Origin of the sequence: Limoniibacter endophyticus (genome assembly GCF_014652835.1) — a bacterium.
GTDB lineage: Bacteria > Pseudomonadota > Alphaproteobacteria > Rhizobiales > Rhizobiaceae > Limoniibacter > Limoniibacter endophyticus.
In genome coordinates, this window is the sequence record NZ_BMZO01000007.1 from 172,615 (window position 1) to 190,605 (window position 17,991).

17 protein-coding genes and 1 tRNA gene are annotated in these 17,991 nt (G+C 54.6%); 8 read left to right on the plus strand and 10 right to left on the minus strand.

All coding sequences use genetic code 11. The features are described from left to right. Window positions 1–33 precede the first annotated feature (33 nt). Complete coding sequence (locus IE151_RS11610; RefSeq protein WP_189490287.1) at window positions 34–798, plus strand: DUF1223 domain-containing protein; 765 nt, start codon at window positions 34–36, stop codon at window positions 796–798. Window positions 799–1,051: 253 nt separating this feature from the next. Further along, window positions 1,052–1,417, plus strand: coding sequence for a DUF2794 domain-containing protein (locus IE151_RS11615; protein WP_189490289.1), 366 nt, complete (start codon window positions 1,052–1,054; stop codon window positions 1,415–1,417). Here the strand turns inward: IE151_RS11615 and IE151_RS11620 are convergent. Both IE151_RS11620 and IE151_RS11625 read right to left on the minus strand, forming a co-directional pair. Next, window positions 1,414–2,007: a GNAT family N-acetyltransferase gene (locus tag IE151_RS11620; RefSeq protein ID WP_308430498.1), complete on the minus strand. Its 594-nt coding sequence runs from the start codon at window positions 2,005–2,007 to the stop codon at window positions 1,414–1,416. The two genes, IE151_RS11615 and IE151_RS11620, sit on opposite strands and share 4 nt — an antisense overlap. 47 nt (window positions 2,008–2,054) lie before the next feature. Then, on the minus strand, window positions 2,055–2,879 hold the full coding sequence (locus IE151_RS11625) for a lytic murein transglycosylase (RefSeq protein ID WP_210310889.1): 825 nt from the start codon (window positions 2,877–2,879) through the stop codon (window positions 2,055–2,057). 413 nt (window positions 2,880–3,292) lie between these two features. Here IE151_RS11625 and IE151_RS11630 point away from each other — a divergent pair, with 413 nt between their 5' ends. After that, complete coding sequence (locus IE151_RS11630) at window positions 3,293–5,734, plus strand: putative bifunctional diguanylate cyclase/phosphodiesterase (RefSeq protein ID WP_189490291.1); 2,442 nt, start codon at window positions 3,293–3,295, stop codon at window positions 5,732–5,734. 57 nt (window positions 5,735–5,791) lie between these two features. Here IE151_RS11630 and IE151_RS11635 read toward each other — a convergent pair whose 3' ends face one another. Next, window positions 5,792–6,826 (minus strand): aspartate-semialdehyde dehydrogenase, encoded by a 1,035-nt coding sequence (locus tag IE151_RS11635; protein WP_189490293.1) that lies wholly within the window; start codon window positions 6,824–6,826, stop codon window positions 5,792–5,794. 502 nt (window positions 6,827–7,328) lie between these two features. Here IE151_RS11635 and IE151_RS11640 point away from each other — a divergent pair. Then, on the plus strand, window positions 7,329–9,209 hold the full coding sequence (locus IE151_RS11640; RefSeq protein WP_189490295.1) for an MFS transporter: 1,881 nt from the start codon (window positions 7,329–7,331) through the stop codon (window positions 9,207–9,209). A gap of 70 nt (window positions 9,210–9,279) precedes the next feature. Here IE151_RS11640 and leuB read toward each other — a convergent pair whose 3' ends face one another. Next, window positions 9,280–10,392, minus strand: a complete 1,113-nt coding sequence (leuB, locus tag IE151_RS11645) for a 3-isopropylmalate dehydrogenase (RefSeq protein WP_189490297.1) — start codon at window positions 10,390–10,392, stop codon at window positions 9,280–9,282. A 134-nt stretch (window positions 10,393–10,526) separates the two neighbouring features. Then, the gene (gene leuD, locus IE151_RS11650; protein ID WP_189490299.1) at window positions 10,527–11,132 is read right to left on the minus strand and encodes a 3-isopropylmalate dehydratase small subunit; all 606 of its coding nucleotides are present in this window, start codon (window positions 11,130–11,132) and stop codon (window positions 10,527–10,529) included. A 109-nt stretch (window positions 11,133–11,241) separates the two neighbouring features. On the opposite strand from leuD, the gene IE151_RS11655 reads away from it, so the two are divergent. Both IE151_RS11655 and IE151_RS11660 read left to right on the plus strand, forming a co-directional pair. Further along, window positions 11,242–12,111 (plus strand): HpcH/HpaI aldolase/citrate lyase family protein, encoded by an 870-nt coding sequence (locus IE151_RS11655; protein WP_244636725.1) that lies wholly within the window; start codon window positions 11,242–11,244, stop codon window positions 12,109–12,111. Window positions 12,112–12,113: 2 nt separating this feature from the next. Further along, window positions 12,114–12,320 carry a DUF1737 domain-containing protein gene (locus IE151_RS11660; protein WP_189490303.1) on the plus strand — a complete coding sequence of 69 codons (207 nt, stop codon included), beginning with the start codon at window positions 12,114–12,116 and terminating at the stop codon, window positions 12,318–12,320. Here IE151_RS11660 and IE151_RS11665 read toward each other — a convergent pair. The 4 genes from IE151_RS11665 to trxA form a co-directional block, all read right to left on the minus strand. Further along, complete coding sequence (locus IE151_RS11665; protein ID WP_189490305.1) at window positions 12,314–12,739, minus strand: metallopeptidase family protein; 426 nt, start codon at window positions 12,737–12,739, stop codon at window positions 12,314–12,316. The genes IE151_RS11660 and IE151_RS11665 overlap by 7 nt on opposite strands. A gap of 62 nt (window positions 12,740–12,801) precedes the next feature. Continuing rightward, on the minus strand, window positions 12,802–13,011 hold the full coding sequence (locus IE151_RS11670) for a Trm112 family protein (protein ID WP_189490307.1): 210 nt from the start codon (window positions 13,009–13,011) through the stop codon (window positions 12,802–12,804). A gap of 11 nt (window positions 13,012–13,022) precedes the next feature. Continuing rightward, a complete protein-coding gene (locus IE151_RS11675) occupies window positions 13,023–13,694 on the minus strand; it encodes an LON peptidase substrate-binding domain-containing protein (RefSeq protein ID WP_189490490.1) in 672 nt (223 codons plus the stop codon). A gap of 19 nt (window positions 13,695–13,713) precedes the next feature. Next, the gene (trxA, locus tag IE151_RS11680) at window positions 13,714–14,670 is read right to left on the minus strand and encodes a thioredoxin (protein WP_189490309.1); all 957 of its coding nucleotides are present in this window, start codon (window positions 14,668–14,670) and stop codon (window positions 13,714–13,716) included. A 297-nt stretch (window positions 14,671–14,967) separates the two neighbouring features. On the opposite strand from trxA, the gene IE151_RS11685 reads away from it, so the two are divergent. Then, a tRNA-Gly gene (locus tag IE151_RS11685) sits at window positions 14,968–15,042 on the plus strand. Window positions 15,043–15,142: 100 nt separating this feature from the next. Here IE151_RS11685 and holA read toward each other — a convergent pair. Continuing rightward, window positions 15,143–16,186, minus strand: coding sequence for a DNA polymerase III subunit delta (gene holA / locus IE151_RS11690; protein ID WP_189490311.1), 1,044 nt, complete (start codon window positions 16,184–16,186; stop codon window positions 15,143–15,145). A gap of 246 nt (window positions 16,187–16,432) precedes the next feature. Between holA and ffh the strand changes: the two genes are divergently transcribed. Continuing rightward, window positions 16,433–17,980 carry a signal recognition particle protein gene (gene ffh, locus IE151_RS11695; RefSeq protein WP_189490313.1) on the plus strand — a complete coding sequence of 516 codons (1,548 nt, stop codon included), beginning with the start codon at window positions 16,433–16,435 and terminating at the stop codon, window positions 17,978–17,980. Window positions 17,981–17,991 lie beyond the last annotated feature (11 nt).

The window sequence follows — 17,991 nt, forward strand, 5'->3', positions numbered from 1 at the left end:
TGCTGTCCACAAACAGCGTCGTTCCCAATTGACATGATGATCATACGCCACCATCTCGCCTCGCTGACGATAGCTTTCGCTGTCACAATGATGGCTACGTCCGTTCAAGCTCATGACGGATCGATCCGGGGCGTCGTTGAATTCTTCACAAGCCAAGGGTGCAATGCGTGTCCTCCCGCCGATGCAGTCCTGTCCAGTCTCACGAAGGAAAATGACGTCATCGCGCTTGGCTATCACGTTGACTACTGGAACTATCGTGGCTGGAAGGACACTTTCAGCCAGCACGAGAACACGGTGCTACAGGCCGGTTACATGAAGGCCTTCGGCAAACGCGCTTTGTTCACGCCTCAGGCGGTTATCAACGGCCAAGTGGGGGTCAATGGATCAGATATTATGGCGATTCGTTCCCAACTGGTTGCAACTTCTCAGCAATCTTCCTTGGTGTCTGGCCTCCCTCTCAAGATCGAGGTCGGCAACAAAGGCTCCCGCATCGTTGTAAAACTAGTTTCGACGCAGACAGAGATTCCCGCGGATGCAAAGCTGTTCGCCATTCGTGTCGAGCCTGAGCGAAAAGTGCTTATCGAAAGCGGGGAAAACAAAGGACGAATGATCACCTATCACAACATCGTTCGCGAACGGCAACTGCAACATGCAAAACTCGTGCGCGGTGCAGCCATTTCCATCGACCGCCGCAGTCTTCGGAATGGTGAACCCGGTCAATCGGAGTGGGTATTCGTTGTGCAGCGGGTTACCGCTGATGGCTTGCCAGGGCAGATTTTGGGAGCGGGCAGGCTTTAAAAAGGTCCGGCCCGGCATAAGACACTCTAGGGGCGGGGCGTGAGCCAGATGAGCGTCGAAGACCGGACCGGGTTCAGGCAACGAGGCTTAAACTCCCCTAGGAATGTGTCCTGAAATCGCGCAAAAAATGGCCAAAAAAAGGCGCAAGGTCACCTTTCATATCCTTCGATATTAGAGCGTGATCATATTCCATCCTTGTCCTCGTGCCAAGATTGCGGCACGGTTACGCCTGGTTCAATAAAGAGCACGCGCCGTGTCAGACAGCTCCTCAGATCCCTTCTCGGGTAGCGAAAATATTATCTACCTCCGTCAAAAGAATGGGGCGACCCAGGTCACGTTTAATCGCAAGGAACTCGACGCGATTTTGCGGCTTTACAGCCGCATGGTAGCAGCCAATGAATGGCGGGACTACGCAATAGATCACGGCCCGGAGAAGGCACTCTTTGCCGTTTTTCGCCGCTCCAACGACATGCCGCTTTATATGATCGTGAAACAGCCGGCCCTGGCCCGAAAGCAAGGGGCCTATAGCGTAACCACGCCTGCAGGCCTCACCCTCAAACGAGGTCACGATCTTGAAAAGGTACTTTTCGTACTGGAACGTAAACTTAAGCTCGTCTAACTCGGCACAACTCGTTTCGCGAGATTCTCCCGATAGTATCGTTCCGGAACCGAATCCTCGTTCGGAGCGGCCCGATTGCCCTCGTTCAGTTCTAGCTGCATAAAGCCTGTATCCAGCCAGCGGCCATGCTTGTATCCGCTACCTTGAACGATGCCTATATTGCGAAAGCCCATACGCGTGTGCAGCCTGACCGAGGCGCTTTGCGGTGTAGCATCGCCGATAACGGCAAGAAGCTGCCTGTAACCCGCCGCAGTACAGGTATCAATCAAAGTCTTAAGCAACATTTTGCCAAGACCTTTGCCTTGAGCGGCGGGAGACAGATAAATGGAATCTTCGACCATGAAGCGATAGGCTTCGCGAGCTCGAAAAGGGCCGCCATAAGCGTAGCCAATGACGATCTCGTCGAGAGTGGCGACAAGATAGGGATAGCCGTTCGCTCTGAGCATCAGGAAACGCTGCGTCATATCGGCCAGTGTCGGCGGCTCAAGTTCGTATGTCGCGGTGCCGTTTTCCACGGCATGTGCATAAATATCAGTGATTCCAGGCAGATGCATTTCTTCAGCATCTGCGATCTTGATCGTCGTCATCATATGTCCATCAAAGATGGAAAGAGCCGGAGACGCCCCTTCCCCAGAGATTACTTTGCAATCTTACTGGCAAATAGAGCCAGAGCCTGCTGATAAACAGTGGCCCGATTCCAGTCTTGAAGAACGCGGAAGTTGGGTTCGCCAGGCTGATAACCGGCTCCGGCACGCCAGCCGTGCTGCTTCAAGAAGTTCGCGGTGGATGCGAGGACATCTGCGCGGCTGCGAATTAGATCGACATGGCCATTACCATCGCCGTCGACGCCGAATTTATCGTAGTTCGAGGCTAGGAACTGGGTCTGGCCGATTTCGCCAGCCCAAGCACCACGAAGCTGCTCCGGGGTCATATCCCCCCGCTCGACGATGTGAAGCGCTGCAATAAGCTCGTTGGTGAAGAAGGCAGAGCGGCGGCAGTCATAGGCCAGCGTAGACAACGAACGAATGACGCTCATATTACCTGAATTCGCGCCAAAGCCCGTTTCCATGCCCCAGATAGCCATGAGGATTTCCGGCTGGACACCGTAGCGCTGTTCGATGCGGCTCAGAAGCGCGGCGTTCTGCTTCATGAGATTTTTCGCTTTGGTGACATAGGAAGCCGGTGCGCGTCGTTGCATGAATTGGTCGAGCGAAAGCTTGAAGCTTTTCTGGTTGCGGTCAAGCCGAATCACTTGCGGATCATAAGTCACGCCATTCATCGAGCGTGCTAAGGTTCGCTGACTGATGCCCATGCGAAGTGCCTCAGCCTCAAACTGCCTCTTCCAGGTCTCGAAACCGGCAGCATTGTTTCCGCATTGCGCCGCGTTCGCCGCTCCGGCAGCCAGTGAAACCACCGTGAGTCCAGCAAAAATAGCAGTCTTAACCCTGGTCAGCATCGCCATCCTCTGGCCTCCTCGAAAAATGGTCGGCAACATATTATGCCAAGTTCGTCGGCGAATTGGCTAGCGCATACCATAAAGTCAGCAAAGCGCTTTTTCGATCCAAGCATAAAATTGCTTGCACAGAGTCTTTTGCGTGACACCTAAAAAATCTTCACGAACCAGTTACCAACCTCATGCTCAACAATGACAGTCTTATGACAACCGATTTAAGCGCTTGGTAATCGAGTAGTCGTTAGATCACAAGGTACTGGGCCCCTTGCGGCAGGCATGAAGCCGCTCCAGCGCCATTTCGGCATGATCTTTTGCTTACCTCGCCTGTATCTTAACCAGGCGCGATAAAAGAAAGCCGGCCACCGATGCAACCCGATGAAAGTTTCCCGCAGCAGCTCGCCTCACTAGAAGCGGAGCCTTCTATGCTTTTGACGGAATTTGACGACGTAAAACTGCTGCTTTATCGATGGCAACGGGCCATACCGGTCGGCGAGCCCCTGCCCCGATACGAGGACCTCGCTCTAGGCAATATTGGCCGTTTCGCCGACGAGATTGCCATTGTGCATCATGATGATGGCGCTTCCAGGATCACCCGCGCAGGTAACCGTTTCAATGCCGTATCGGGTTGGCAATGCGCAGGCCGCACACTGGATGATCTTCCCGCGCCTCAAGCACAAGCCATACGCGCGGCCATGGCCGCATCACGTAGAACGCAGACGCCGCAGCTTGCCCTGTATCGCGCCGTGCTGGACGGTCTGGTTTCCACCATCGAAATCATCTCCCTTCCAATGTCTTGCCGCTGGAAGGGAGATTTTTTTCTGATTTTTCAGCGACCGCGCGCCAATGCGATCAATCTGGCGCGCCTGCTCATAAACGCGGCGCATCAAGGAATCATAGCACTAAGCCCGACACACGCTTCAGGGGATCGGCGCCAAGATTTTCTGGTTTTATCGATCAATGAGGGAGCGGCAAACCTTCTTGGCGAACGCGCTGACGATCTTCAAAATGTTCGTCTCTCCAGGATACTTGCCAAGCACCGGCTGCGCAGGCTCCTGTCATTGGCACGACGGCAGTATCTAAGAAATCCGAGCAGCCCATTCGAGGTAGATTACCGGCTTGGTACAAAAACCATCTCCCTGCATGTCAGCATCGCGAATGCAGACGGCATTTATGCCGTTACCTTAACCTCGATCGATGAGTTACGTGCAAGGGAAACCCTGTTTCGCTCCATGTTCGACGATAATCCCGTTCCCATGTATTTGCGTGAGCGAAGCGGACAGCGTTTTCTGAACTTTAACGCGGCTGCCCTCCGTCTTTATGGTTGGAATAGAGAGGACATCGTCGGCAGACAATACGGCGATCTCTGTGCCAGCGGTACGGACGAAGTTGTATTTGGTGAGACATCGAAGCGTCATCGCACGCTGCGCGGCGGTGAATTGGAAGTGATCGAGTACAACCGCGAAATCATGGTGGATGATACGCCAGCAATTCTTTCCACCATCGTTGACATGACCGAGCGGAAGAAATCGGAAGCCCATATAACCTATCTAGCCCATCACGATCCGCTCACAGGCGCGGCTAACCGCAATTATTTCACCCAGGAACTGGAGGCAGCGGTCGAGCGCGCGAGTCGGGGCGACGAAAATTTTGCCGTTATCCTGTTCGATCTCGATAATTTTAAGCTCGTAAACGACACACTTGGCCATGCTGCCGGCGATCAACTTCTCAAAGAGGTAACGAGACGCATCAAGAAACTCGTTCGGAAAAGCGACATTGTAGCGCGCCTTGGAGGCGATGAATTTGCGGTGTTGCTTCCCGGCATGTCCTCTCACAAGCAAACGAGTCAGCTTTCCGCCCGCATTCTCCAACAAATCGAGAGCATATCAGAAATCGAGGGCGCACCGATCAGCATAAGCGCATCGATTGGCGCCGCAATCGCCCCCATCGATGCGACGGATGGCGACGCGCTCATCCGGGCTGCTGATCTGGCACTCTACCGCGTCAAACACGATACCAAGGGCGGATTCCTTCATTTCAAAGAAGAAATGGACGCCAGCGTGAAAGCTAAAAGAACACTCGAAGCGGAACTGCGAAACGCCCAGCCGGACGAGCAGTTCGAATTGCACTACCAACCCATTCTCGCCGTGAAAAGCGGTTACCTGCGGGGCTTTGAGGCACTCATGCGCTGGAACCATCCGCGCATTGGCCGCGTGTCGCCCGCCGATTTTATTCCCCTTGCAGAGGAAACGGGTAAGATCCTTGAGCTTGGCGCTTGGGCGCTGCGTGCCGCCTGCATGGAAGCGGCCAGCTGGCCAGGAGATCTGGTCGTCGCCGTCAACGTATCGGCAGTCCAGTTCCGCAACGGCGGGCTTGAAGCAGCGCTCACACAGGCCCTTAGCGACAGCAACCTGCCGCCACATCGCCTGGAAATTGAAATCACGGAGTCGATTCTGCTGGAGCAGACGGATGCCACCATTTCCATGCTGGAGAATATTCGCGCCCTAGGCATTCGCGTCGCGTTGGACGATTTCGGAACTGGTTTTGCCAGCATGAGCTATCTTCGTCACTTCCCATTCTCGCGATTGAAGATCGATCGTTCCTTTATCCAGGAGATAGCCGAAAGCCAGCAGGCACTGGCGATTGTCCGAGCGATAATAAATCTCGGCAACAGTCTCGGCATCGACACGACGGCGGAGGGCGTCGAAACCGATGCTCAGCTCATTGCCTTGCAAGCGGAAGAGTGCGGTGAGTTGCAAGGTTATCTTTTCAGCCCGCCTGTGAATCAGGCTGCTCTGTCGCAGATAATCTCGACCTATCTCCAGCCCGTCCAATGTGACCAGGCGCGCCTGGAACAGGTGGCTTGAAGCTGAAGAACCCGCCGTAGAGACCGACGGGTTCCCAAAAAGCCGGAAACTGCGAACTCAGGCGGCTTGTGCTCGGGGTGCAATCAAGTTGCGCCCGATCAGAAGTTCGGCAATCTGCACCGCGTTCAGGGCAGCACCCTTGCGCAGATTATCGGAAACAACCCACAGGGCCAGGCCATTCTCGACAGTAATATCTTCTCGGATGCGCGAAATATAAGTGGCGTCATCGCCTGCCGCCTCATGAGGCGTGACATAACCGCCATCCTCATGCTTATCGACGACAAGACACCCTGGCGCATCACGCAAAATGTCACGTGCTTCATCCGCGGTGATAGGCTGCTCAAATTCAATATTGACGGCCTCGGAATGACCAATGAAGACCGGAACACGCACGGCCGTGGCCGTCAGCTTGATCTTTGGATCGAGCATCTTCTTGGTCTCCGCGACCATCTTCCACTCTTCTTTCGTATATCCGTCCTCCATGAAGACATCGATATGCGGGATGACATTGAAGGCAATGCGCTTGGTGAACTTCTTCACCGTGACGGGATCCGCGACGAAGACACCACGGGTCTGTTCGAAAAGCTCATCCATGCCTTCCTTGCCCGCACCCGAAACCGATTGATAGGTGGAAACAACTACGCGCTTGATCCTTGCCTTTTCGTGGAGCGGCTTGAGCGCGACGACGAGTTGCGCTGTCGAGCAGTTCGGATTGGCAATGATATTCTTCTTACGGAAACCTGCAATCGCGTCAGGATTGACTTCCGGAACAATCAACGGAACGTCCTGATCATAACGCCACGCAGATGAATTATCGATCACGACGCATCCCTGCGCACCGATTTTCGGCGACCATTCTTTTGATATCGTTCCCCCTGCCGACATCAGACAAATATCGGTATCGGAAAAATCATAATGGTCAAGCGCGCGTACCTTCAGCATCTTGTCGCCGTAGGAAACTTCCTGTCCGGCTGAACGTCGCGACGCCAGTGGAACGATTTCAGAAGTCGGAAACCCGCGCTCTTCCAGAATATTCAGCATCTCGCGCCCAACATTTCCGGTCGCGCCAACGATTGCAATCTTGAAACTCATTTTGCTCTCCATCCCTCTCCACTCGAACCTGCGACCTGCACAGGGACTTTCCCCGGGGCCAACCCGGGAGAGGGTGAGCAGGCCAAGGGAAATCAGACCGTTTTAATGGTCGTTTTAATTGTTTTCGCTTTGGCCGAAATAGATCGGGCAAGACGAATCGAGGCCGAGGCGCTCACGCCTGCCTGGATTGTCACAGAGATGGCCGAATAATCGCGAACCACGTCTTTCTCCCGTTCGAACTGCGTTTTAAGCTCTTTTATTGCGGAGTCAAACTCTATTTGCGTAGCTTTTTGCTCTGCATCCCCTGCCGTTATTAGCCGAAAGGATAAGTAACACTCTCTGTCATTTTACGCCATGATGCCGCCAAGCGCGTTTTTCGCAGGGAGGAGATCTGTGATTCCCGCGCTCCGCGGGCGTCGCATAAGGCGCCACGCTCGTGCCTGTGTTCTGAGAGGATAGAACTGCAACGCAACTGCGATTCAGGTTTGGGAGGACCGGACTAATGGCAATAACGGCAGACGCCAATCAAAATACGCGTCCCATGACGCGCGAGGAGCGAAAAGTCATCTTTGCTTCCTCACTGGGTACCGTTTTCGAATGGTACGACTTTTATCTATATGGCTCGCTCGCCGTTTTCATTGGCGCGGCCTTCTTCAGCGAATATCCAGAGGCGACCCGAAACATTTTTGCCTTGCTTGCATTCGCAGCGGGTTTTCTCGTGCGCCCGTTCGGAGCTCTGGTCTTCGGTCGTCTCGGTGATATTGCGGGACGGAAGTACACCTTCCTCGTGACGATTGTTGTCATGGGTCTTTCGACCTTCATAGTCGGCATTCTTCCGGGATCGGCAACCATTGGCATCGCCGCGCCTATAATCTTGATCGCGTTGCGTATGCTTCAGGGTCTTGCGCTCGGTGGTGAATATGGCGGCGCGGCAACTTACGTGGCCGAGCACGCTCCGAACGGACGGCGCGGCTTCTACACATCTTGGATTCAGACAACAGCCACGCTGGGCCTGTTCCTTTCTCTGCTGGTCATCCTCGGCATCCAAGCCATGCTGACCAGCGAGCAATTCGCCGCGTGGGGCTGGCGCATCCCGTTCCTGATTTCTTTCTTCCTGCTGCTTATATCCATCTGGATTCGCCTACAGATGAACGAATCCCCTGCTTTCAAGAAGATGAAAGAGGAAGGACGGCATTCAAAAGCGCCGCTCTCGGAAGCGTTCGGCCAGTGGAAGAATGCCAAGATCGCGCTCATCGCGCTGTTCGGCCTCACTGCCGGCCAAGCCGTCGTCTGGTACTCCGGCCAGTTTTATGCGCTGTTCTTCCTACAGAACGTCCTGAAGGTCGAGTCCGTCTCAGCCAATATCATGATAGCGATTGCATTGGCCCTCGGCACCGGCTTCTTCCTGGTCTTCGGCTGGCTTTCCGATAAAATCGGCCGCAAGCCCATCATCATGGCTGGCCTCATCCTCGCCGTGCTGACTTACTTCCCGCTCTTCAAGGCGTTGACTCACGCCGCGAACCCGGCTCTCGCCCAGGCGCAGCAGACGGTCCGCGCGACGGTTACTGCGGCACCCGGCGATTGTACCTTCCAGTTCAACCCGGTGGGTACGGCTAAATTCACGACATCCTGCGATGTGGCTACTTCCTTCCTCGCACGCAGCTCCGTATCCTACGATGTAGTCGAAGGCGCACCAGGCTCCGCAGCTGTCGTGAAAGTCGGAGACCGAGAAGTAACGTCGTATGATGCGTCACAGGAAGGCGCCGCCGCCAATGCAGCAAAGTTCACGCATGATATGAACCTCACGCTGCAGGAGGCAGGCTTCCCGCTCATCCGCGACGCGGCTAAAGTGCCCGACTCCAAGCTAGATGCCTTTATCACAGCCAATCCTGAGCTTGGTCTGTCAGCAGACACGGTCCGTGCAGGACAAGCAGAGCAAATGAACGCCGAGCAGCTGGTCGCTTCGAAAGCCATGACGGCGCAGGAAGCAGCGAGCCTGACCGGTCCTCAGGCAGTCTATACAATTCCCGACGCAGGTGCCTTCAAGATGGTGGCAGCTGCAGACGAAGTGAACTGGCCCCTGACGATCCTGATCCTGTTCATCCTGGTTCTCTATGTGACCATGGTTTACGGTCCGATCGCCGCAATTCTTGTCGAGATGTTCCCGACCAGAATCCGCTACACCGGCATGTCCTTGCCCTATCACATCGGCAATGGCTGGTTTGGCGGGCTACTTCCGGCAACGGTCTTTGCCATGAGCGCGGCCAAGGGGGATATCTACTACGGTCTCTGGTATCCAATAATATTTGCGGCAATGTCCTTCGTGATCGGCATGCTTCTGGTCCGGGAGACAAAGGATAGGGACCTGACCGCAGAAGACTGATACAAATCAGCGTCGCAGATAAAAGCCCCGGATCCAGGTCCGGGGCTTTTTGCGATCAGGATGCTTTTACTTAGCTTATCAATTCGCGATATTTTGCAACAATCAGGTCGCCCATCTCTGCCGTTGAAACCTCGCGGAAGCCTTCCGACAGAATATCGCGCGTACGAACGCCGTCAGCCAGGACATCCGCAATCGCCTTCTCTACAAGATCAGCTTCGCGTACCATCTCGAACGAATAACGCAGGCACATGGCAAAAGAAGCGATCATTGCAATAGGATTAGCAATGTTCTTGCCCGCGATGTCTGGAGCAGACCCGTGAACAGGCTCGTAAAGCGCCTTGCGCTTCCCCGTCCTGGCATCGGGAGCACCGAGCGACGCCGATGGCAGCATGCCGAGTGATCCGGTCAACATGGCTGCTACGTCAGAAAGCATATCGCCGAACAGATTGTCCGTGACTATGACGTCAAACTGCTTTGGCCACCGTACGAGCTGCATCCCGCCCGCATCTGCTAGCATATGCTCCAAGGTTACGTCGGCATAACGCTCCTTGTGGATCCGGGTGACTACCTGGTTCCAGAGCACGCCAGATTTCATGACGTTGCGCTTTTCCATCGAGGTCACCTTGTTGCGGCGCGTGCGCGCAAGCTCGAAGGCAACTGATGCGATGCGTTCAATTTCATAGGTGTCGTAGAGTTGGGTATCAATCGCCCGCTGCTGACCGTTTCCAAGATCTATTATCTGTTTCGGCTCGCCAAAATAAACGCCACCGGTCAATTCGCGCAGGATCAGAATGTCCAGTCCCTCGATGACATCCTGTTTTAACGAGGACGAGGCCGCCAAGGCGGGATAGCAAATTGCTGGACGCAGATTGGCGAAAAGATCGAGTTCCTTGCGCAGGCGCAGAAGGCCGGCTTCGGGACGAACCTCGTAGGCGACCTCATCCCACTTGGGTCCACCCACCGCCCCAAACAGAACGGCATCTGCCGATTGTGCCCGCGCCATATCGTCATCAGAAAAGGGCACGCCATAGGCATCATAGGCACAACCGCCGACGAGAGCTTCTTCGGTTACGAACCCCGCATTCTGCTCGATGTTCATGAGATCGATCAGTTTACGGACTTCCGCCATCGCCTCCGGACCGATACCATCACCAGGAAGAAGAAGAAGCTTGCGCGCGCTCATGAAATTTCCTTTCGCTTCCGATTAGAATATTGAAAGCTTTGCTATCGTCAGAAAATAGATTGCGCAAGCTGAGGCCCGCGCAATTTGCTGAATGATTCAGGCGGAAAATCTTTGTGAAGATTACAAGTCCGGCTTCAAATCCATGGTCTGGATTGCTGGATTTTCATTTCATAAGAGTCGATGGACGGGGCTTTCTCCATCGTCAGGCCGATATCGTCTAGGCCATTCAGAAGACAGTGGCGACGGAACGGATCGATATCGAAGGAGATTGTTCCCCCGTCTGGACCGCTGATCTCCTGCCTCTCCAGGTCAATCGTCAGACGCGCGTTGGCGCCGCGCTCCGCATCGTCCATAAGCTTCTCGAGATTTTCGGGCGATACGACGATAGGCAAAATGCCGTTTTTGAAGCAATTATTATAAAATATGTCAGCGAAGCTTGTCGAAATGACGCAGCGTATCCCAAAATCGAGCAAGGCCCAAGGCGCGTGTTCGCGCGAGGAACCGCAGCCGAAATTGTCGCCCGCAACCAGTATTTGCGCACCTTGGTACGCTGGCTTGTTCAAGATAAAATCCGGATTGTCAGATCCATCATCATTGTACCGCTTTTCGGCGAACAGACCCTTGCCAAGACCGGTGCGCTTGATCGTCTTCAAGTAATCCTTGGGAATGATCATGTCCGTGTCGATGTTGATAATCGGCAACGGCGCGGCAATGCCGGTGAGCTTGGTGAACTTTTCCATGGCTTGGCCTTCACGCTTTCAATAGATTGGTTTGCTGACATCCTTATAGTGCGGCTGTAAAGCAAGAAAAAGTCTCTTTTGCGGATACAAATGGGAGGAAATGGCCAGGATGGCACATCGGTCGGCACTTTATGTCCCAGCCGCCAACAGGCGGGCGCTGGCAAAGACGCTTGATTTACAGGCCGATATTGTAATTGCCGATCTCGAAGATGCCGTCGGTCCCGAAGAAAAGGACAATGCCCGCCAAAATCTTCGCCATCACTTCCAAATGTTGAAGGGAAGCGCCAAGCCGGTTATCCGGATCAACATGACGTCCAGCGAATGGTTCGCTGACGATCTTGCCCTGTGCCTTGAACTGCAACCGCGTGCAATTCTTCTTCCCAAGGTAAACAGCCCGGCCGACATTCGGGACCTGGACCAATTTTTGGATGACGCGGACTGCGATCCTGAGCTTAAAATCTGGGCGATGATCGAGACGCCGCGCGGGATCCTCAATATAACGGCCATCGCGGAGCTGGGCTTGACGCCCGCCCGTCGGCTTGAAGCTTTTGTTGTCGGAACGAACGATCTGGCAAAAGAAACTGGCGTGGCGCTTACACCTTTTCGGGAACATATGCATCCGTGGCTCATGCAGATCGTCCTCGCCGCGCGTGCTGCCGGTCTGATCGCGTTGGACGGCGTCTCCAATGATTTCCGTGACCTAGATGCTCTAGAAGAGCAGTGCCGACAATCGGTCAACATGGGCTTCGATGGACGCACGATCATTCATCCTGCACAAGTGGACACTGCCAATCGCGTCTTCTCGCCATCGAAAGACGAAGTTGCCAGTGCGCGCGCAATCGTGGATGCGTTCGAGCGTGAGGAAAACCGTAACAAGGGCGTCATTGCTTTGAACGGCAAGATGGTCGAACGCCTGCACCGGGACATGGCGCTGCGACTACTCGCCCGCGCAACCCAAACCACCAACGGAGAAAGTTAACAATGAAACTCTATCGCCTGATTACCGGCCCTGATGACGCCACGTTCTGCCACCGGGTGACGGAGGCACTGAACAAGGGTTGGCAGTTGCAAGGCTCTCCCGTGTATGGCTTCGACGCAGAGGCCAGATCGATGCGCTGCGGCCAAGCCGTCATCAAGGAAGTCGAAGGGATCGAGTATGATCCGAGCATCAAGCTCGGTGCTTATTGATCGGCGATCGTCTCGATCCGTTCCATGTCCTCATCCGAAAGGCCGAAGTGATGGCCGATCTCGTGTATGAGGACATGGTTTATGATGTCACCCAAAGTTTCTTCATTTTCCGCCCAGTAATCGAGTATCGCTCTGCGATATAAGGTAACTCGGTTCGGTCCTTCCCCTGTCTGAGGATTCCACCGGTCGGCAATTCCTCTACCTTCAAAAAGGCCAAGAAGATCAAACGGGCTTTCCAGAGAGAGGTCGTCCATGATCTCTTCTGTCGGGAATTCCGCAACCTGAATTACGATCTCGCCAGTCAGAGTGCGGAATTCTTCCGGCAGATGCGCATAGCATTCAAGACCCATAATTTCCATCTCTTCGAGAGAGGGTGAAAGCTGGTTATGCCATGCGCGATTTTGATAAATGCGAGCCATTTAAAATCCTTTTGTCGCCCGCATATAGCCTTTTGTTTCTCTCTGTTAAAGTCGAATGCGTGTCATAAAGAAAGAGTCTGAACCTCGTCCTCCGAAAGCCTGCGCGCCTCGGAAGGCAACATAATCGGGATGCCATCGCGAATCGGATAAGCCAGCCGGGCCTTACTCGACCAGAGTTCCGATCTCTCACGTTTCCATACGAGCGGATTCTTGCTCAAAGGACAGACCAGCAGCTCAAGCATCCTCGCATCGATCGCGGTTTCATCAGGCATCGATACTCCTATTACTGTAGTCGCGTAGAACCCGGCTCCGTTGCCTGCTTAGCCAGTTCCATTTCGGTAATGGCGATCAAAGTCTCTGCACGCGATTTCAAGTCAGGTGCCTCAAGAAGTGCCTGCTTTTCGGCGGGTCCGTAGGGTGCCATCATGCAAAGGCTGTTGACGAGAAGCGCGTTATCCGCTTGCCGGATCATCTCCCAATCGGTTTCGAGACCATTTGCCTCTAGATAGAGCTGAAACACCTCAAGCAAACTGTCGCGGTCGACGGCATCACTCTCCAGAGCCTGATCGAGATCGCTTATAAAAAACTTGGATCGTACCTGCCGATAGGGCTTTCCTCCTGATATTTCTTCAGTAACGCGAAAACGAGATATTCCCTCCAGAAGGATCAGGTAGCGTCCGTCACCATTCTCGCTGAACGAGACGATACGACCCGCGCAGCCTACTGGTTTCAGCCCCGGCTCGCCTTCAAGCTCTTCAGTGTCTGCCATTGTCTGGATCATCCCGATCAGCCTGTTGCTGGCCAGTGCATCGTCGACCATGGCAATGTAGCGCGGTTCAAAAATGGTCAGTGGCAGACGTCCCAGCGGCAGAAGAAGTGCCCCGTTCAGCGGAAACACGGGTACGGTTTCCGGTAAGTCGCTGTCCCTACGATAATGAGCATTGCCTGCTTGAATCACTACGTAACACCTCGCCCTACGAAAACAATGCCGTCGAAAGCTTTCTGCGCCCCTTTAAGGTCGCAGGATCGCCGTTCCCCCAAGCTTCAAAGAACTGGAGCAACTGCTGGCGCGCGCCATCCTCACGAAAAGCTCTGTCCTTGCGAATGACGTAAAGCAGATGCTCCACCGCTTCCTCGCGACGCCCCTGCGCATTGCGGATCAGAGCTAGCTGGAAGCGGGCATCTAGATCATCCGGGTTTTCGACCAGCGTTTGCTCGAACTGTGCCGGGTTTCCGAGCTTCGCAGCCTCCTCCGCAAGTGCAATACGAGTGCGTACGGCAGCGACAGTCGGATGACCCTGCGATTCGGCTGGCAGCCGATCCAGGAGAGCGACAGCATTCTCCATCTGATCATGATCGACATAAAGACCAGCCATACCGGCCACAGCTTCGGCATTATGCGGATCGCGTGACAATGCTTCCGAAAAGAGTTGCGCGGCAACGGCATGATTACCTGCGGCAACAGCCGCTTTCGCCTCATCAATGGCGGTGCCAACCGCTTCCGCGGCCGGATCTGCAGCAGCGATCTTTGCAAGAAATTGCTCGATCTGGCTTTCCGGCAAAGCTCCCATGAAGCCGTCAACAGGTTGACCATCCTTGAAAGCAATCACTGCGGGAATGGACTGGATTCCCATTTGACCTGCAATCGCCGGATGCTCGTCGATGTTCATCTTGGTAAGGCGGATCTTGCCTTTGGTTTTCGCGACAGCTTTTTCAAGCACTGGCGCCAATTGTTTGCAAGGTCCGCACCAAGGAGCCCAGAAATCCACGAGGACAGGTCGAGAGCGCGACTCCTCTATGACATCGCGCACGAAGCTCTCCATTGTAACGTCGATCGAGCTCTCGGCTTGTGGGGATGCATCAGCTCCGCCAAAATTGACCGATGCCTCATACGTATTCTGATTTCCGAAGCCGTAGCCTTGCGTGCTCATATAGTCGCCTCAATGATCTAGCTGCCAAACCCATGCGCCACCCTATCAAGAATGCGCAACAGCATCGACTCGAAAACAAGTCGATGCCATGGTCCTACTGGAGGCATGTGGCGACACCGGGTTGAATTATCAACAAGCTCTCACTACGAGATATAGCATGCAGAGCGGCAGGAACCCTCTATCTGCTGGTTTCTGTGAAAACGAGATAAAATTTGCCGACAACGATCATTTTCGCTGTTGCATTCGGTTTTGTCTTCGGCCATATAGCGCGTGTTCGCAAGACATGGCGAACGAAGAGCGGGTGTAGCTCAGGGGTAGAGCACAACCTTGCCAAGGTTGGGGTCGAGGGTTCGAATCCCTTCGCCCGCTCCAAATTGGCTTTAAAAGCTTCGCATTTGCGAAGCTTTTTTATTTTCAGCTTTAGCCGAAAAAACAGCGCCAGCATTCTCCAGATCGGAACATGGCCGCAAATTCAGCGCATCCGCCTGGCTGCCTCCAAGGTCAACGCAAGGAGCGCATGTCGCGTTGCCGCAACGGAAAGATCCTGACGCTGGCGCACGCGCAGCACTGCTGCCTGCAGCGACCGGAGAGCACGCGTGAGCGCCACGCTGTCCCATCGCTCGACCGTTCGTTCGAAAAGCTTGCGTCGAGAGAAAAATATCGGCGGTCTTGCCCCCGCGACTGCGGAAGACGAGGAAACCCGATCTTGCTCCATTTTGCCGCGCAAGGCTAGAAGCGCGTGAAACTGACGCAACGCACTCCCCAGCAACTGGTTGGCAGCCTGGTTGGAGTTTGCGCTTAGCCGCGCGAATGCAAGGTCGAAGGCATTGACCTTTCCTTCCAGCATCGCATCGATGACGTCGTCAGCCGATACCGAAGCCGAATCGGCCGACAGGGCATTGATATGCTCTATCGTGACCTGCGGATCGGACCCCGCGTAAAGAAGCAGCTTTTCGATTTCTCCACGGGAAGCGAGACGATCTCCGCCAAGATTCTGACGCAGCAATTGTCGCGCTTCCATGGAGATTGTCTTGTTCGCTGCCTGAACGCTCGTTTCGATCAGACGGTCAATTGCCTGCCCCTCATCGGCATAGCAAGGCAAGGCCATGGCAATCTTTGCGTTTTCAACGCTGGCACGAAGGGCGGCTCCCTTCTTCAACTCGCCTGCTTCGATTATAATCACGCAGTCTGAGATCGGCTCGGACAGGACGAGTTTCACCGTTTCGGCAAAGCCCTTGTGTGTCCCCGCGTTGCGAATCCAAACGAGCTTCCTGTCCGCAAACATGGCGACGGACTTGACCTCGTCCATAAGGCGACCCAAGTCCTGCTCGATTTCCGAGGCTTCGAGACGTGTAACCGAAAAAGGATCGTCCAGCGGGACCTTGGTTAGAGCCGCAATCATCCGTGCTCGTTCTGAAACAAGCCCGCGATCCGGACCGTAGACAAGATAAAGCGCCTCCCCCAACCTGCCTTGGGAAAGCCAGCTATCAACTTCATGGGCCTTTTTCTCGCTCATGCGCCATGGCTAGCAGTTTGCGTGTCTTTGGCAAGAGTAGAGACGCATCATCCATACAAACTTGACTCTGTCGGCGTTATACTGTTTAGAACTCTAGAAAATCACGAAGCGACGAACTTCGAAAAGCTGACCGGGACGTGATCCCGGAAGTCAACATCCGACAGCGCGATGCGCCCTCGGATGCCAATTTGCTTTGAACGCTCAAGTTTCGTGTTCCCTGATTGATATTAGACAACGGAGCAGCCCGTGTTCGAGACCCTGCAGGAACGCCTTGGATCGATCTTTAATGGATTGACCGGACGCGGCGCGTTGTCGGAAGCCGACGTCAGCGCTGCGTTGCGGGAAATCCGACGCGCCCTTATCGAGGCCGACGTCTCCCTCGAAGTGGTTAAGAGTTTCACGGACAAGGTACGTGAAAAAGCGGTTGGCGCTACTGTCCTGAAATCCATCAAGCCAGGACAGATGGTCGTCAAGATCGTTCATGACGAGCTTGTCGAGATGTTGGGTTCGGAAGGTTCCGAGATTGACCTGAACGCTCCGGCCCCTGTCGTCATTATGATGGTTGGTCTGCAAGGTTCCGGTAAAACTACCACCACCGGCAAAATCTCGAAGCGCCTCCACGAAAAGCGCGGCAAAAAAGTACTGATGGCATCGCTCGACACGCGCCGCCCAGCAGCTCAGGAGCAATTGCGCCAGCTTGGCGAGCAAATCGGCGTCGCTACTCTTCCTATTATTGCCGGTCAGAACCCCGTCGAAATTTCTCGTCGCGCTGTTCAGGCTGCACGACTGGGTGGCTATGATGTAGTCATGCTCGACACGGCGGGCCGCACTCATATTGACGAGCCATTGATGGCCGAGATGGCGGAAATTCGTCATTCGGCTGATCCGCATGAAATTCTGCTCGTTGCTGACTCTCTTACCGGTCAGGATGCCGTCAATCTCGCGCGTAATTTCAACGAACGGATTGGCGTCACCGGTCTCGTTCTGACGCGTATGGATGGTGACGGACGCGGCGGTGCAGCCTTGTCAATGCGGGCGGTCACTGGCAAGCCCGTGAAGCTGATCGGCGTCGGTGAAAAAATGGATGCGCTGGAGGATTTCCATCCTAAGCGTATTGCCGATCGAATTCTTGGCATGGGCGACATTGTCAGCCTCGTCGAGAAAGCTGCCGAAACCATCGATGCCGAGAAGGCAGCAGCGATGGCGCAGAAGATGCAGTCGGGGCAGTTCGATCTAAACGATCTCGCCGAACAGCTGAAACAAATGCAGAAAATGGGCGGTATGGGCGGCATCATGGGCATGCTTCCAGGCATGGGCAAGATGAAGGATCAGGTGGCGGCAGCTGGCTTTGACGACCGCACCTTCGCGCGCCAGCTCGCAATCATCTCTTCGATGACCAAGAAGGAGCGGACGAACCCCGATCTTCTGAAGCACAGTCGCAAACAGCGTATTGCAAACGGTTCTGGCACCAATGCTGCCGACATCAACAAGCTTCTCAAGATGCATCGCCAGATGGCGGATATGATGAAGATGATGGGCGGCAAGGGAGGCAAGGGCAAAGGTATGATGCGTGGCCTCATGGGCGGCATGGCGCAGAAAATGGGCCTTGGCGGAATGGCTGGCATGGGTGGAATGCCGGACCTCGCTAAAATGGACCCTAGACAGCTTGAAGAATTGCAGAAGCAAGCGGAGAAGATGCAGGGCAAGCTCCCGGGCCTGGGCGCTGGCCTTCCTGGATTGCCTGGCGCCCAAGGCGGCTTGCCTGGCCTTCCTGGATTGCCAAGAAAGAAATAGAGGGAGGAGCA

Excerpts from the sequence above, each read along its gene's own strand:
- IE151_RS11660 (WP_189490303.1), top strand. The coding sequence starts at position 12,114 with ATGAAACTCTATCGCCTGATTACCGGCCCTGATGACGCCACGTTCTGC.
- IE151_RS11665 (WP_189490305.1), bottom strand. The coding sequence starts at position 12,739 with ATGGCTCGCATTTATCAAAATCGCGCATGGCATAACCAGCTTTCACCC.
- leuD (WP_189490299.1), bottom strand. The coding sequence starts at position 11,132 with ATGGAAAAGTTCACCAAGCTCACCGGCATTGCCGCGCCGTTGCCGATT.
- IE151_RS11625 (WP_210310889.1), bottom strand. The coding sequence starts at position 2,879 with ATGGCGATGCTGACCAGGGTTAAGACTGCTATTTTTGCTGGACTCACG.
- IE151_RS11620 (WP_308430498.1), bottom strand. The coding sequence starts at position 2,007 with ATGATGACGACGATCAAGATCGCAGATGCTGAAGAAATGCATCTGCCT.
- IE151_RS11640 (WP_189490295.1), top strand. The coding sequence starts at position 7,329 with ATGGCAATAACGGCAGACGCCAATCAAAATACGCGTCCCATGACGCGC.
- IE151_RS11610 (WP_189490287.1), top strand. The coding sequence starts at position 34 with ATGATGATCATACGCCACCATCTCGCCTCGCTGACGATAGCTTTCGCT.
- IE151_RS11630 (WP_189490291.1), top strand. The coding sequence starts at position 3,293 with ATGCTTTTGACGGAATTTGACGACGTAAAACTGCTGCTTTATCGATGG.
- trxA (WP_189490309.1), bottom strand. The coding sequence starts at position 14,670 with ATGAGCACGCAAGGCTACGGCTTCGGAAATCAGAATACGTATGAGGCA.
- IE151_RS11635 (WP_189490293.1), bottom strand. The coding sequence starts at position 6,826 with ATGAGTTTCAAGATTGCAATCGTTGGCGCGACCGGAAATGTTGGGCGC.
- holA (WP_189490311.1), bottom strand. The coding sequence starts at position 16,186 with ATGAGCGAGAAAAAGGCCCATGAAGTTGATAGCTGGCTTTCCCAAGGC.
- IE151_RS11670 (WP_189490307.1), bottom strand. The coding sequence starts at position 13,011 with ATGCCTGATGAAACCGCGATCGATGCGAGGATGCTTGAGCTGCTGGTC.
- IE151_RS11655 (WP_244636725.1), top strand. The coding sequence starts at position 11,242 with ATGGCACATCGGTCGGCACTTTATGTCCCAGCCGCCAACAGGCGGGCG.
- leuB (WP_189490297.1), bottom strand. The coding sequence starts at position 10,392 with ATGAGCGCGCGCAAGCTTCTTCTTCTTCCTGGTGATGGTATCGGTCCG.